The organism is Aequorivita marina (assembly GCF_031631895.2).
GTDB classification, from domain to species: domain Bacteria; phylum Bacteroidota; class Bacteroidia; order Flavobacteriales; family Flavobacteriaceae; genus Aequorivita; species Aequorivita marina.
This window is the reverse complement of sequence record NZ_JAVMBW020000010.1, coordinates 64,500-80,136: the sequence shown is the minus strand read 5'-3', so window position 1 is coordinate 80,136 and position 15,637 is coordinate 64,500. Positions and strand designations below refer to the sequence as shown.

Annotated in this window: 13 protein-coding genes; 5 read left to right on the top strand and 8 right to left on the bottom strand. The window is 37.5% G+C overall.

What is annotated here, in order from left to right; all coding sequences use genetic code 11:
• Positions 1-53: 53 nt before the first annotated feature.
• From QPK98_RS11500 to QPK98_RS11490, 3 genes are all read left to right on the top strand, one after another.
• A complete protein-coding gene (locus tag QPK98_RS11500; protein WP_310993527.1) occupies positions 54-1,583 on the top strand; it encodes a phage tail sheath family protein in 1,530 nt (509 codons plus the stop codon).
• A 608-nt stretch (positions 1,584-2,191) separates the two neighbouring features.
• The gene (locus QPK98_RS11495; protein WP_310993526.1) at positions 2,192-2,782 is read left to right on the top strand and encodes a hypothetical protein; all 591 of its coding nucleotides are present in this window, start codon (positions 2,192-2,194) and stop codon (positions 2,780-2,782) included.
• Between the two features lie 106 nt (positions 2,783-2,888).
• A complete protein-coding gene (locus tag QPK98_RS11490) occupies positions 2,889-3,251 on the top strand; it encodes a YraN family protein (RefSeq protein WP_310993525.1) in 363 nt (120 codons plus the stop codon).
• A 56-nt stretch (positions 3,252-3,307) separates the two neighbouring features.
• Here QPK98_RS11490 and QPK98_RS11485 read toward each other — a convergent pair whose 3' ends face one another.
• The 4 genes from QPK98_RS11485 to mfd form a co-directional block, all read right to left on the bottom strand.
• Complete coding sequence (locus tag QPK98_RS11485; RefSeq protein WP_310993524.1) at positions 3,308-3,613, bottom strand: type II toxin-antitoxin system RelE/ParE family toxin; 306 nt, start codon at positions 3,611-3,613, stop codon at positions 3,308-3,310.
• The gene (locus QPK98_RS11480) at positions 3,610-3,846 is read right to left on the bottom strand and encodes a hypothetical protein (RefSeq protein WP_310993523.1); all 237 of its coding nucleotides are present in this window, start codon (positions 3,844-3,846) and stop codon (positions 3,610-3,612) included. Before QPK98_RS11480 ends, QPK98_RS11485 begins: the two co-directional genes overlap by 4 nt.
• Positions 3,847-4,033: 187 nt before the next feature.
• The gene (locus tag QPK98_RS11475) at positions 4,034-4,834 is read right to left on the bottom strand and encodes a helix-turn-helix domain-containing protein (RefSeq protein WP_310993521.1); all 801 of its coding nucleotides are present in this window, start codon (positions 4,832-4,834) and stop codon (positions 4,034-4,036) included.
• Between the two features lie 160 nt (positions 4,835-4,994).
• Positions 4,995-8,339, bottom strand: a complete 3,345-nt coding sequence (gene mfd / locus QPK98_RS11470) for a transcription-repair coupling factor (protein WP_310993519.1) — start codon at positions 8,337-8,339, stop codon at positions 4,995-4,997.
• A 183-nt stretch (positions 8,340-8,522) separates the two neighbouring features.
• Here mfd and QPK98_RS11465 point away from each other — a divergent pair, with 183 nt between their 5' ends.
• On the top strand, positions 8,523-9,875 hold the full coding sequence (locus QPK98_RS11465; RefSeq protein WP_310993516.1) for a dihydrolipoyl dehydrogenase family protein: 1,353 nt from the start codon (positions 8,523-8,525) through the stop codon (positions 9,873-9,875).
• A gap of 78 nt (positions 9,876-9,953) precedes the next feature.
• Here the strand turns inward: QPK98_RS11465 and QPK98_RS11460 are convergent, their stop codons facing one another.
• Together QPK98_RS11460 and pdeM are read right to left on the bottom strand one after the other, a co-directional pair.
• Positions 9,954-10,757 carry a TspO-related membrane protein gene (locus QPK98_RS11460; RefSeq protein ID WP_310993515.1) on the bottom strand — a complete coding sequence of 268 codons (804 nt, stop codon included), beginning with the start codon at positions 10,755-10,757 and terminating at the stop codon, positions 9,954-9,956.
• Positions 10,758-10,763: 6 nt separating this feature from the next.
• Positions 10,764-11,402: a ligase-associated DNA damage response endonuclease PdeM gene (gene pdeM / locus QPK98_RS11455; RefSeq protein ID WP_310993513.1), complete on the bottom strand. Its 639-nt coding sequence runs from the start codon at positions 11,400-11,402 to the stop codon at positions 10,764-10,766.
• 111 nt (positions 11,403-11,513) lie between these two features.
• On the opposite strand from pdeM, the gene QPK98_RS11450 reads away from it, so the two are divergent.
• Positions 11,514-12,635, top strand: a complete 1,122-nt coding sequence (locus QPK98_RS11450; RefSeq protein WP_310993511.1) for an ATP-binding protein — start codon at positions 11,514-11,516, stop codon at positions 12,633-12,635.
• 81 nt (positions 12,636-12,716) lie between these two features.
• Here the strand turns inward: QPK98_RS11450 and QPK98_RS11445 are convergent, their stop codons facing one another.
• Both QPK98_RS11445 and QPK98_RS11440 read right to left on the bottom strand, forming a co-directional pair.
• Complete coding sequence (locus tag QPK98_RS11445) at positions 12,717-15,236, bottom strand: ligase-associated DNA damage response DEXH box helicase (protein WP_310993510.1); 2,520 nt, start codon at positions 15,234-15,236, stop codon at positions 12,717-12,719.
• Positions 15,233-15,541, bottom strand: coding sequence for a GIY-YIG nuclease family protein (locus QPK98_RS11440; RefSeq protein WP_310993509.1), 309 nt, complete (start codon positions 15,539-15,541; stop codon positions 15,233-15,235). The genes QPK98_RS11445 and QPK98_RS11440 overlap by 4 nt, the downstream gene beginning before the upstream one ends.
• Positions 15,542-15,637: the final 96 nt, after the last annotated feature.

Sequence of the window (15,637 nt, the reverse complement as noted above, 5' to 3'; positions counted from 1 at the left end):
GTAATTTCCTTGTTACCGTCAAATAAATACCGCAAAATTTTAAATACTGTATTATGAAAAAACGATTTGTCTTCAGTTTTATCTTACTTTTTATTTTCACCTTTTCAGGCTTTTCACAAGTAAAGGGTAAAACGATTAAAAAAAGTGCTAAAAAAGAGCGTATTCTTCTTAAAAGAAAAAAGGCAACTACCGTCAAAAATAATAATAAAGCCAAAGTTTCGGTTCAAGAAAACCGTAGCGAACCGCCCAGTATTAATCAAGTAGCAACGGCTATTCCCGCATTTATAGGTTACACCGAAAAAGGGCCTACAGAGCCTACACAGATTAGCTCTATGGCAGATTACAAAAGCAAATTTGGTGGCCCTTCAAATGATGATATTGAAACGTTTATAGTAGAAAGTGACGGAACAATTACATATCCTAGTCTTTCGGCCAGTCCAAAATACAAGATGTATTACATGCTCAAACTGTATTTTGCAAATGGCGGTGGCGACTGTTTTATTACTTCTGTAGGCAGCTATAATAATGATGCATATTCAATAAAAAATAATGAAATGCTCGCGGGACTTTCCAGGCTTAACAATGAAGACTTACCAACCTTAATTCTTTTTCCCGATGCCATTAGCTCCAAAAATAGAAATCAGCCTACAGCGCTTTACAAGGCAGCACTAGCGCAATGTGCAGAAAGACGAGATCGTTTTCTTATTTGCGATGTAGAAGAAGTTGATACGAATATTGAAAAATCGGCGGAAAACTTCCGATTTGCTATGGGAACACAAAACTTACAATTTGGCGCTGCGTATTTCCCCACATTGGCAACTAGCCTTAACTACACCTTTTCCGAAGATAAAATTAAAGTAAAACTAGGAAACAAGGATTTGGTATTGCGGCATACTGACAAAACTATTTTAAATGAAGCCGCTAAAAATGAACAATCCCTGTACCATATTGATAATGGAAGGTATAGGAAACAATACCAAGAAATAAAGAACTTTATAAACGCCAAGAACCTCGAATTGCCACCAAGTGCAGCAGTTGCGGGAATTTATGCCACCGTAGATGCTTCTCGTGGCGTGTGGAAGGCTCCAGCAAATATTTCACTAAACAAGGTAAGCGCTCCTAAAATTAACATAGACAGAAATACCCAAGCTGGTTTAAACGTTCATAGCAGTGGAAAATCTATTAACGCCATACGAAGTTTCAGCGGAAAAGGCGTATTGGTTTGGGGTGCACGTACTTTAGCGGGAAATAATAATGAATGGAAATATATTTCGGTTAAGCGATTAGGCATTAGCATTGAAGAATCTGTAAATAATGCTTTAGAACGCTTCAAATATGAACCTAATAATGCTAGAACCTGGACGCTGGCAAAGGCAATGACCGAAAACTATCTGAATGGCCTTTGGCGAGCAGGAGCATTGAGCGGTGCTAAACCCGAAGATGCATTTTTTGTAAGTGTGGGTTTAGGCAAAACAATGACTCCTCAAGACGTTCAAGAAGGAAAGATGATTATGATAATAGGGATAGCAGCATCAAGACCGGCAGAATTCAATATTCTAAACTTTTCGCAAAAAATGAACTGAAGATTGTTCGGTAAAGCAATAGTAATCGTTCCGCAACATTAATTTTGATAGTAGGACTTTTAGAACTTTCTACATTAATTATTATTTTAAGTACCTCTTTCACATTAAGGAAAAAATTATCCCTTACTTTTCCTGGTACTTTCTACTTTTCACCAAAGTCTAAAATACCACACGCTCACTCAAAAGCACCATACACACATTAGAACCTGCTAATTACTAAAAGGGTTATACTTGCAGACAATAGTTTTGTAGTTTTAAAATCATTAGTGTCCGATTAAAAGAGTGAGAAAATTTGTTGAGTCACAGATAATAGGCAATTAGAATATTTTTTATTTAATGACAGCATGCTATTATACTTAGCATCAAAATTTATCAATTAAAAAGTATGTTTAATCAATTTTATCTAGTTTTCAATCTATTAAAAAGCAAGTCTTACGTCTTATGTCTTTAAGCGCAGCGGTCTTATGTCTTAGTCGGACACGACTAGTTTAAACTATGCATTTATCTGAAAATGTAAGAAAAGCCATAATAATTTCACTTACAAATCAGAATGAAATATTAATAGCATTTTGAACATATATTTTACTTATTAACTACAGATAACAACTATGAATTCCAAATTATTATTTTTAGGAACCCTATTCTTCTTGCTAACAACGACAGCATTTTATGCACAAAAAGGCACCAAACAACCTAAAGAAGGTAAGACCAAAATAGAAAAGAGGCAAAAGATGCAGGGGAAACAGCAAAAGAGAATGAAGCGAGTTATAATAAATGGACCTCAAAAAACTATAACTCCTGCAAAAAAGCGAAACCGGATTCGTTTAGACCCACTTACTCAAGAGTTAATTCCGGAATACAATCCATCGTCGGGTAATGAAATTTCCATTCTCTATCCTCCTTCGAATATGCAATATCCAAATTCAAATGATTTTCAAATACAAAATTTTATGTTATTACAATGGAAAGCTACTACAGGACATACTGTGGAAATCAAAACGTTAAGGGAGAATATTCATGGATTTTATGGAGTGGTTCAAGATTGGACCCCTTTTGTTGTAGATGAACCTGACGGTATTAAGGATGAAAAAATACCATTTAGTGGATCTCCCGTTGGCCATAGCTTGATAGTCAAAATATTAATTCGTGATACGGCAGAAAGATCGCAGGTTAAAACAATCTTTATTGGCCATGAATAGCTTTTTCGCTCTCCTATTTAAAATATTGAAAATTAGATTCTTGTTTATTTAAACGTCTAATCGAAGTTTCAAAATTTACTAGTGGGAAAATTGTTACTTTTAGGCTATGGCACACCACAACGAACTTGGAAAAATAGGAGAAGAAATAGCCGCTCAATATCTAATGAAAAGCGGTTATAAAATCCTACGCCGTAATTTTTATTTTGACAAAGCCGAAATAGACATTATTGCTCAAAAAGAAGAAACCACCGTTGTAATTGTAGAAGTAAAAACCCGAAATAGTGATTTTTTTGGCGATCCACAGAGTTTTGTTACGCCAGGAAAAATTAAAAATTTAGTAAAGGCTGCAAATGAATTTATAATCTCAAATGAACTCGATGTTGAAGTTCGATTTGATATTATCGCTATTTTAAAAAATCAAAAAACCGAGAGCTTAGAGCATTTTGAAAATGCTTTTTATCATTTTTAAACTTCTCAACTTTGACAAAGTTTAGAACTTTGTCAAAGTTAACCAGTGAGTATCAGCTAATTTCTTAGAATTTTAAATTTTCCTGAAGGATTCGTATTTGTTGGAAAAACTCTGTAAATCTTTATGCTCTGTACATCAACCTTGTAAATTATAACAAAAGGGAATTTTTTTATTGGAACTTGTCGATAGTCTTTGTAAACCACTTGAAAAAGAAAAGGGTTTACCTTTAAATAACTAATTGTTCGTTTTATTTGAATGAGAAAATCACTACTTACTGTTGAAGAAATTTTTGAATACCAATCATATCCTTCGGCGATGTCGAATTTTGCATCTTCTTCTATCAAAATATGATAGTCCTTCACGGTCTATTTTTTACATAACTTTCAACTTCTTCCCAAGTATGAAAAACCGCTCTTCCTTCGTTTTCTTTTTCTGACGCAAAATTCAACGCTTTTTTTTGAATTTCTGTCAATTCATTTAAACTCTCAAACCAATTTTCTGGCAAAAGCGATACCAGTTTCGCTCTTTCAGAAATACTTAATTCCTGAAAAGCTTCAGCCAATTGTTCTATTGTATAGTTTTGGTTTACAGACATCAATCAAATATACGAAATGACTTTAAAATCTCAAATGAACTCGATGTTGAAGTTCGATTTGATGTTATCGCTATTTTGTAAAACAAAAAAGTTGAAAGCCTAACGCATTTTGAAAATGCGTTTTGTCATTTTTAAACTTCTCAACTTTGACAAAGTTTAGAACTTTGTCAAAGTTAACCAGTGGGTATCAGCTAATTTCTGTTTTCAACATTTCTCCAATTTTATAAAGCAAAATAATCTGTAGAATTATCGCTGGAATCAAAAACAACAGTCCCAATCCGCCTAAGAAGACAAGAGTAAATAAAATACCACTTACTACTTCAAATCCACCCGCTATTTCCGGAATTTTGCCCATTGGTTCTTTTAAACGCATCAATGCCAAACCAAAAACAATACCGCCAATTCCGAAGAAAAAAGACTGTGCAGTACTGACATAATCTACATAAAACGGCTCAAAATAAAGCGAAACCATATCATAGCCGTAAAACAAAATACTAGTGCCCATCAAGAAGAAAGCACCGATTTTTAACAAATAATTCTTTAAAAATTTCCCACTCAATACAAACCCCCATAAAAAGTAAATGAATGAAAGCAACACAATAAACTTCATGCTTATATATGCTCCTTTCGGAATTAAAAGTTCGTCTTCATAAAATCTGGCATAGTCAACCGCAAATTCTACAAAGCCCGAAAGAAAATAGATGATTCCACAAATCCAGGCAGCTTTTAGGTAAATGATGTAGGTTTTTATTTCGCTTACATCAAAGTTTTTAAAAGGCGAAACTTCCTTCTCTTCAAGGTTCTCTAATGATTCTCCCAAAGCATCTAAGATAGTTTTAAGGGTGAAGCTCCGCGGCGTTACTTCACCAGCTTCAATACGCTGAATGGTGCGCACATTAATATTGCACTGTGCCACGAGTTCTTCCTGCGTAAACCCTTTTTGCTTTCGGAGTTCTGAAATTTTTTTGCCAAGTTCAGGTTGTTTCATTTTTAGAAAATTTATGAAGCAATAGTACGATGGTAGTAAATATAGTGCAATATTTTTAAATGAATTTCACCCGACATTTACCCGACATTGCAGGCTACAAGCGGCTTAAAAAACTTTGATGGTCTTAGAACTTTGTCAAAGTTGAAGTTAAGTTGAAAAGTTAATCTGCAAATGGCTCCATAGCTTTTAGCGCCTTATCTACAGAAGTAATCCCTTCAAAACTCAAGATTAATCGCAAACCATTGCGAGTTTGTTTTTCTTTCATCGTTACTTTCCTTGGATGGGATTGTACATATTGAAGCACTTTTGAAAATGACGGACTTTGATAAAACGCACTCTCTTGATCTGCGATAAAGTACCCCACCATTTTCTTCTTTTTCATTATTAAGCGCTCCAAGCCCATATTTATGGCAAGCCACTTTACCCGAACGCTATTCAGTAAATCTTCTGCCTCTTTTGGCAGCTCTCCAAAGCGATCGAGCAATTCTTTTTCAAATTTTTCCAGTTCAGCTTCGTTTTTAAGCGCGTTCAATTTTGTATAAAGATTGAGTCTTTCGGTAATATTATTTACGTAATCATCTGGAAACAGCAATTCAAAATCGGTATCTATCGTAGTTTCCTTAACAAAATCCTTCTTCGGACCCTCTGTTTCTTCATAAAGCGATTTAAACTCTTTATCTTTCAACTCATCAATAGCTTCTGAAAGGATTTTTTGATAGGTTTCAAAGCCAATTTCATTAATAAAACCACTTTGCTCCCCACCTAGCAAATCTCCTGCACCACGGATTTCCAAATCCTTCATGGCAATATTGATTCCGCTTCCTAATTCTGAAAATTGTTCCAGCGCGGTAATCCTTTTACGCGCCTCATCGGTCATCACCGAATAATCTGGTGTTATAAAATAGCAAAAGGCCTTTTTATTGCTTCTACCCACACGGCCGCGCATTTGGTGTAAATCTGAGAGTCCAAAATTATTAGCATTATTGATAAAAATAGTATTCGCATTCGGTACATCTAACCCGCTTTCAATGATAGTGGTTGAAACTAAAACATCAAACTCATTGTTCATAAACCGAAGCATTAAATCTTCCAGTTTCTTTCCGTCCATTTGCCCATGGCCAATACCAACTTTTGCGTCGGGGATAAGACGTTGAATCATTCCTGCAACTTCGGTAATATTTTCGATTCTGTTATGGACAAAAAATACTTGTCCGCCGCGTTGAATTTCATAACTAATGGCATCACGAATGGTTTCTTCCGCAAAACGGATTACGTGGGTTTCCACCGGATATCTGTTTGGCGGCGGCGTAGTAATTACCGATAAATCGCGCGCGGCCATTAAGCTAAACTGTAAAGTCCGCGGAATGGGCGTTGCAGTTAAGGTTAATGTATCTACATTTTCCTTGATGGTTTTCAACTTGTCTTTAACCGCTACGCCAAACTTTTGTTCTTCGTCAATGACCAGCAGCCCTAAATCTTTAAATTCAACCTTTTTATTGACCAATTGATGGGTGCCAATTACAATATCCAAACGGCCATCTTTTAATCCTTCCAAAACGCCTCTTCGCTCCTTGGTAGTTCTAAAACGATTGAGGTAATCAACATTCACGGGCATTTCGGCAAGTCGCTCTTTAAAAGTTTTATAATGCTGAAATGCCAAAATGGTTGTAGGCACCAAAACGGCTACCTGTTTTCCGTTATCCACGGCCTTAAAAGCAGCGCGAATAGCAACTTCTGTTTTCCCAAACCCCACGTCGCCACAGACCAAGCGATCCATAGGCCGCTCGTTCTCCATGTCTTTCTTAACATCTTCGGTTGCGGTGCTTTGATCTGGGGTATCTTCATAAATAAAAGAGGATTCCAATTCGGCTTGCAAATAGCTATCTGGATCGTAAGCAAACCCTTTTAAAGTTCGTCGTTTGGCATAGAGTTCAATTAAGTTAAACGCTATTTCCTTGACGCGCTTTTTAGTTTTTTGCTTTAGCTTTTTCCACGCATCGCTACCCAATTTATAAATTTTGGGCTCTCGACCATCTTTTCCATTGTATTTTGAAATCTTGTGGAGCGAATGAATGCTGACATATAAAATATCGCGTTCACCATAAAAAAGTTTGATGGCTTCCTGCATTTTTCCTTCTACCTCAATTTTCTGCAACCCGCCAAACTTCCCAATTCCGTGGTCAATATGCGTTACGTAATCGCCCACTTCTAGATTGGAAATTTCCTTAATGGTTATCGCTTGCTTTTTGGCGTAGCCATTTTTAAGTCGGAATTTATGGTAACGCTCAAAAACTTGGTGATCTGTATAACACACAATCTTTAAATCGTCGTCCACAAAACCCTGAAACAAAGAAAAAACAACTGTTTCAAACTGCTCTACGTGTTGATCTGAGTCTCTAAAAATATCACGGAACCGTTTTGCTTGTTGTTCGCTGCTGCAGAAAATATAGTTTTTATAGCCCTTTTCGGTATTGTCATTCAAATTTTCAATAAGAAGGTTGAACTGCCTATTAAATGAAGGTTGTGGTTTGGTTGAAAACGAAATTCCACCCCCGACCCCTTCCCGAGGGAGGGGAGATAGATATACTTTTGAGAATTTATTTAACTGCGTTGTTAATGATTCTGAAGTACAGAACAATTCGGCTGGTTTTGCACGTTTTATGGTAGGTTCTAGCGCATCATAAGCAGCAATGGCCTTTTTATAAAGACTATCGATTGCACTGACAAAAAGCTCCTCGTTCTTTATAAATACAACCGTCTTTGCAGCAATATATTTAATAAAAGATTCTCGTTGCTCCTCGATTATTTTATTTTCAATATTAGGAATAATGGACACTTTCTTCTTTTGATCTAAAGACAGCTGTGTTTCTACATCAAAGGTTCGGATACTGTCCACCTCATCACCAAAAAACTCGATGCGGAAAGGTTCATCATTGCTAAAACTAAACACGTCTAAAATCCCCCCACGAACTGAAAATTCACCTGGTTCAGTAACAAAATCGGTTCTTTTAAAGCGGTATTCAAACAGAATTTCATTTACAAAATCAATTGAAACCTCATCATTTAGCGCAATTTTCAATGTATTGCGTTCCAATTCCTTCCGCGTAACTACTTTTTCAAAAAGCGCTTCTGGATAGGTAACGATGAGGGCAGGTTTTTTACGTGAATTTATACGGTTTAACACCTCGCTTCGCAGCAAAACATTCGCATTATCGGTTTCTTCTATCTGATAGGGTCTGCGGTAACTTCCAGGATAGAAAAGTACGTTTTTATCGCCCAAAAGATTTTCGAGATCGTTTAAATGATATGCCGCTTCTTCTTTATCATTCAAAACCAGCAAAAACGGCAGGTCTGTATTGGTAAAAGTTTCGGCTACAACCATTGATAACGAAGAGCCAATAAGGCCCGAAACAGCGATATCTGTTTGGTTTTTAGATATAGTTTCCCACAGTTTCTGCGTTTGCAAAGACTGGGAATAGAGGCTAGTAACGAATGTTTTTTGCATGAAGTTGCAAATTTAATCCAAACTAGACAGATACTCAAAGACCTGTCTGGCTTTTAAACCGATTTTACCATTTTAATAACATATATCTGTGAAATGAATCTGTAATTTTAGGTTTGAGATTCTAATCCTTAGAACCTTGAAGTGTACTATTAAAAAGAAAAATCCGCCTTCACGGGCATTATTATGGCAATAAAAGAATACGATGTTTTTGTAATAGGAACTGGAACCGCAGGTAAAACTGTAGCATACGATTGTGCTACCGAAGGAATGAAAGTGGCAATTGCTGATAATCGCGAATATGGTGGAACCTGCGCCAACCGTGGTTGCGACCCCAAGAAAGTTTTAGTAGGAATAACCGAAGCAATGCATCTTTCTGAAGCTTTAATAGGGAAGGGAATCACATCTGCTCCGAAAATGGATTGGGCAGCACTTCAAGAATTTAAATCTACGTTTACCAATGCCGTTCCCTTTGCTACGGAAAGAGATTTAAAAGAAGCAGGCATTGAAATGTATCATCAATCGCCACGGTTTTTAGATGAAAACACGCTTTCGGTTGAAGGAAAAACAGTAAAAGCAAAGAAAATAGTTATTGCAACGGGGAACAGACCAATGGAGCTAAAAATTCCGGGAAGAGATTATCTGAAAGTAAGCGATGACTTTTTGGAGCTTGAAGAATTGCCGGAAAGTATCGTATTTGTTGGCGCAGGTTATATTGGGATGGAATTTGCCCATATCGCTGCCCGCTGTGGTGCAAAAGTTACGGTAATTGAGTCTGGTTCGCGTCCGTTGAAGCCTTTTGAAGCAGATATTGTTTCGCATTTAACCAAAGTTTCCGAAGATTTGGGAATCAAATTTATTTTTAACGCAAAAGTTTCCGAAGTAGAAAAACTTCAGAAAAATTATCGGATTTCTTATAAAAAGAACTCTAAAACAGAATACGTTGACGCCAGAATGGTTTTTAATACTGCTGGCCGTGTTCCTTCCATTGACGAACTTGATTTAGAAAACGGCAATGTGGCTTTTGAAAAAGGGGGCGTTTCGGTAAACGAATTTCTTCAGAATACTTCCAACAAATCGGTTTATTCCTGTGGTGATGTTTCAGCTAGTGGATCACTTCCTTTAACGCCCACTTCTTCGCAGGAAGCGCGGATTGTCTCTCAAAACATCAGAAAGGGAAATCATACAAAAATGGATTTTCCGCCAGTTCCTTCGGTGGTTTTTACAATTCCGCAGGTGGCTACAATCGGTTTGACCGAAGATCAGGCAAAAGAAAAAGGATATAATTATGTGGTGGAATACAAAAGTGTCCCAGATTGGTTTAACGCCAAGCGTATCAATGAAAAAGTATATGCCTACAAAACTATAGTAGATGCCGACCGTAACATTATTTTGGGGGCACATATAATTGCTTCAGAAGCCGGGGAAATGATAAATCTGTTCGTCTTGGCAATGTGCGGAAAACTAACCTGTGAGAACATAAAAGCCATGATTTTTGCCTATCCCACATGGGGCAATGATATTAAGGGAATGGTTTAACCTGTTGAAATCGATATCGAAAATGAAGAAAAATTTGAAATTACAATCTGATATCTAACCCACTTCTAAAACCTTCTATCATTTATTGTTATCAAAATATTCCTGTAATTTAATGTGTGGGGCTGTACTCCTATTTTTAAGGGCGTGATAACTGCTACTTATAAGTAAAACTACCGCCACTGCAAGTGCAACATTGGCAACGGTTTGACTAACACTCCAATTGGCCACCGAAATTGCAATCAGCGCCCAAGCCCCAACTAAGGCGAATTCCCGCATATTGCGTCTCCAGGTTACTACCAGATTGATAGTTCCCGCTATAATAATCATAGTTACAGCCCAAGAGATTTCGCTATACCCCCAAGCATTCCACTCTATACTGGTTAAATAGGCCGAAACATTTGCAATGCTCGCAACAGTAACCCATCCGCTATAAAACACGAAGGGCCACCACAGGAAAGCAATTACAGAGATTGGGGCATCCCAAAGCTCCATTCGGTTTTTCATCACAATTTTTAAAAGGGAATAGAGCAGTATAAAAATTGCAATAATTGAATATTCCATAAATCCGTACAGCCAAAAAGTAATCCACATAATGTTGGCGAAACAGGAAAGCACAAACCACCAGCCTGTTTTTAAAATAAAAGCATCATCACGAACTTCTTTAAAGAGACTTCGGCTTTGATAAATGATGAACCCGAGAAGCATCAAATAAATTAATCCCCAAATGGAGAAGGCATAACCAGCAGGCGTAAAAAGATTGTTATTGGCTTCGGAAATTTCGGCAATGGTTGTATCATTTATTGCTCCCGTCCCAGAAAGATAGTTTACAAAAACCATTGCAATAAAGGTGATAATGTTAGCAAGCTGTAATGTTTTTTTCATAACAATTCAATTTTTGGATACACAAATAACTTCATCTTCCACAATGGCAAAAACCTCATCTTTTGTTGAAGGGGTTAAAATATGCTTTCCCGTAAAGTTACCAAAAGCAGGCAGTATTAAGCTGTTAAGGGTTTTATAAAAACACGGCAACCGCAGAAATTGTCTTCCCATGCCCTTCATAATGATTCCAGGATGAATATGACCACAAAAGTTAAAAGTATCTTCCAAGTTTGTAGGGTGGTGAGTTAGGTGAAAACCGTTCAACAGCATATCATCAAAAACTTTTACGCCCAAATCTTTATATAAATACTGTGGAATAATATCGTGATTGCCCGAAATCAATATCACCTCAGCAGTACAGTATTCTACCCATTTCACGAAATCCTTCCACTCCTCATTTAATTGGCTATGGAATAGATCGCCAAGAAAACAAACTGTTTTCGGATTAAAATAATTGGTAACCTCGGTGAGTTTTTCCAGATTGTTAAAAGCCGCATTAGCGGGAACAGGTGCTCCGTGCTTTCTAAAATGTGCTATTTTTCCCAAGTGGACGTCGGCAATGAGCAGCATATTCTGTTCCTCCCAAAATATGGCACCGCTTGGGTGAAGTGTAAAATTTTGGGAGTTAATCTGGATTTTTTTCATCTGCAATTGTAAAGTTAATACAACTATACCAATAATTAATCGTATTAAAATGTGTTTTTGGTGAATGTATTCACTAAAAACACGTATATTTGGTGAATACAATCACTGAATATGTATTTTAAGAGAGTACTACAGCCCAATATTGAAATGAAAATGTGCAATGGCAAAGCCATTATCCTCATTGGTCCAAGACAAGTGGGCAAAACCACTTTAATCAGGGAAATTTTGAAAGATAAGAACTTCCTGTTTTTAAATGGCGACGATCCCAGCGTTCGCCAAGTCCTAAATTCGCCCAATACCAAAGAGCTTGAGAATATAATTGGCAAAAAAGAATATATTTTTATAGACGAAGCCCAGCGAATTGAAGGTGTAGGACTTACCTCAAAGATCATAACCGATCAATTTCCCAATGTTCAGCTTGTACTCAGTGGATCTTCCGCATTTGAACTTAACAATCAAATAAATGAGCCCTTAACCGGCAGAAAATGGGAGTTCGAATTGTTTCCGGTTTCTTGGAAGGAAATGGAAAACACCACCGGTTATCTGGAAGCGAAACAGCAATTAAACCTCCGATTGATCTACGGCATGTATCCGGAAGTACTTACCGCAATCGGTTCAGAAAAAGAGGTTCTAAAGGAACTTGTGAGTAGTTACCTGTACAAAGATATTTTAGCATTAAGCGGAATTCGCAAGGCGGAAGTTTTGGACAAACTCTTGCGGGCACTGGCATTCCAAGTTGGCAATGAAGTGAGCTATAATGAGCTTGCGCAATTGGTAGGCATCGATAAGAATACGGTTTCAAATTATATAGATATGCTTTGTAAAGCTTATGTAATCTTTAAATTACCCAGTTTTAGTAAAAACCTCCGCAATGAAATTAAAAGAAATCAAAAAATTTATTTTTATGATAACGGAGTTCGAAATGCGGTAATTGGGAACTTAAATTTGCTTGAAACACGCACCGATAAAGGAGCACTATGGGAAAACTTTATAATTTCGGAAAGATTAAAAGTGCTTCGTTATTCAAAAAGTGATGCCCGAATGTATTTTTGGCGAACCGTCCGGCAACAGGAAATTGACTATGTGGAAGAAAACACAGGAATCATAAAAGGTTTTGAGTTTAAATTTAATCCTAAGGCAAAAACGAAAATCCCAAAATTGTTTGGGGAAACTTATAGTACCGAGGTAAAAGTTGTAAATACTGAAAACTTTAGGGAATTTTTGAAAGTTTGAAACCCTGCTTTAAAATTATTTAAAAGAAAAAATAACGATATACCAAAAGCGTTTAAGAAGCTCTAAAGGATAGAAATCTCTCTATTTCATCAATTTCAACGTCATTCGCTTTATCCTATCTGCCAATTTTTCGGAAGAAAGTTTCTCCCGCAGTCTATCCGTTATTATAGGAAAACTAAAAGGCGTGGCTTTTTTGCATTGTTTCCAGATTATTTCCTGTGAATTGATGCGTTCCAGAGCTTTTCGCAACCGGCCTTCTTCTAACTGATGTTCATAAGTTTCGCGAAAGGCCTGAAGATATAGCAGGTTATCAGGTTCATAATCTCGAAACACGTCAAAAAGCAATTGGCTATTGCTTTGTAAATGCTTAGCTTTAATAGCTTTGTTTGGGTATCCTTGAAAAACCATTCCGCTAATAACCGCAATATCCCTAAATTTTCGCCTTGCCAATTCAGTGGCATTCAAGCTTTTTTGAAGATCGTCATATAGAAATTCGTCGGTAAAAAGATTGTTATCCAGTACAGTTTGGATATCCAAAAACTGATCGCTCAGGAGTTCAAATCCGTAATCATTATAGGCCAATGAAAACGTAATTGGAGACAGTAAACTGATTCGGTATGCCAGTAAGCTGCTCATCGCTTCATGTACAAATCTACCTTCAAAAGGATAAAAAACGGAATGGTATCCTTCCCGGGTTTTAAATGTTTCAATCAAAAATTCGTTATCTCCAGGTACGGTACTTTCTTTTTCCTGACGTTCAAAGATGTGTTGAAGCGCTTTCAGTTCCGGCGTTCGGCGTTTGTGTTCTCCTTTCAGCCTCGGCAGGCGGGCGGTTTGCATTTCTTCCCGAAGGATTTTACTCATTTGTGAAGATAGGGGCAGCCTACCGCCCATAAAGCTCACGATGTTCTTAGTGCGTTTATTGGATCTTTTAACCTGTGCCTGCATTTGCCGAATCCGAACCAGTTCTAAAGTCCTTCCCGCAAAAACAAAGGTATCGCCAGGTTTCATCTTGCTGATAAACCATTCTTCAATAGTACCGATAAACCCGCCAGAAACATATTTTACAAGCATCATCGCATCGCTCACAATGGTGCCTATACTTAAGCGGTGCATCATTGCTATGCGTCTGTTTTCAACTTTAAAAATACCTTCTGACGTAACTTCAACTTTTTTATACTCATCGTACGCCTGCAAACTCTGACTCCCCATTGTAATAAAATTGAGGCACCAATTCCATTGGGTTTCTGAAATTCCCTGAAAACAAAAGGTATTTTTTATTTCTGAAAATACTTCCTTCGGAAAAAATCCATTGCTGACCGCCAAAGTGACCAAATACTGGATCAAGACGTCAAAACACAGTAAATAAGGAGTTCTATCTTCAACAACCTCTTCTTTTACAGCTCTCTTTAATGCTGAAGCTTCCAGCAGTTCCAATGCATGTGTAGGCAAAAAATAAATAACCGAAGGTTCGCCCGGCCTGTGGTTGCTCCGCCCGGCACGCTGCAGAAATTTTGCCACACCTTTGGGACTACCAATTTGGATAACGGTTTCCACAGGTGCAAAATCTACTCCCAAATCTAAGCTAGAGGTTGCAACTACCGCTTTCAAAGACTCATTGCGGATTGCCTGTTCTACCCAAAGCCTAGTGTCTTTTGCAATACTGCCGTGGTGCATTGCCAATTCTCCGGCAAATTCGGGATGTTTTTCCAGCAGTTTCTGAAACCAAATTTCACACTGCCCGCGGGTGTTGGTAAATATAATGGTGGTTTTACTGGCTTTGATTATCGGTACAATTTCTTCCAAAAGATGCAGCCCCAGGTGTCCGCGCCACGGAAAGGTTTTCATCTTTTTTGGAATGATAGAGCGCACCTCAATTTTAGATTTTTGTTTGGCTTTTATGAGAACTGTATTCCCACGAAGGTGGGAATCTGGGCCCAGTAAAACGTCCATCGCCTGTTCCAAATTCCCTATGGTAGCCGATATTCCCCAGATTCGCAGCTTAGGCGAAACGATCTTTAATCTAGAAAGTGCCAGTTCCATCTGTACGCCACGCTTGCTTCCCAAAAGTTCGTGCCACTCATCTACCACAATGGCAGTAAGAGTTTTAAAGGTTTTGTCGTATCCTTTTGAAGCCAATAACAGCATCAGGCTTTCAGGCGTAGTGATCAATAGATCGGGCATCTTGCGTTTTTGCTTGGCGCGTTCGCTTTGTGGGGTGTCGCCGGTGCGTATCCCCACGGTCATTCCGGTTTCCAAATCATCGGCAAAACGTTGTGTTGCTTGTTGAATTTCCACTGAAAGCGCACGCAAGGGCGTTATCCAAATGGCTTTTATTCCATTTTTATGTTTTGTTTTATAATCTGGATTATCTTTTAAATATTGAAGTACAATAGGAATCCATAAAGCATAGGTTTTTCCACTGCCCGTAGGCGCGTTTAACAAGCCGTGTTTTCCATCCAAAAAAGCTTTCCAGGTTTTCTTTTGGAAGGGGAAGGGGGTCCAGGATTTGGATTGGAACCATTGCGAGCAAAGCGAAGCAATCTTATCGTTGACAAAACCCTGTAAGGGCTTTGTGTCCTTAGCCTCATTGTTTTTCATCGTAATTTGAAATTTTCGTCTTTCCAATTAATCGCTAAGTCTTTCCATTCTGGGTTCATTTCATTAATCAAAGCTTCTTTCTTTTTTCTATTGCCCGCCTTTAATTGTTTTTCCCTTAAGAAAGCATCACTTGTGTTTTCGTACTCTTCAAAATATACCAGTAAGTCGCAATTGTATTTTGCCGTAAAAGAATTTCTATAAACTTTGGTTTTATGCTCTATAATCCGTCTAACTATATCATTAGTTGCTCCTACATAAAGTACCGTTTTGTTTTTATTAGTTGTAATATAAGTAAATCCCGCCATAATTTCAGTAGTAGCGAAGCAATCTATAGCTTCCTGTTTTAATATAATTAGATATAACTCTTTAAATCCTGAGTTTTCATTGAACAGATTCCTTCA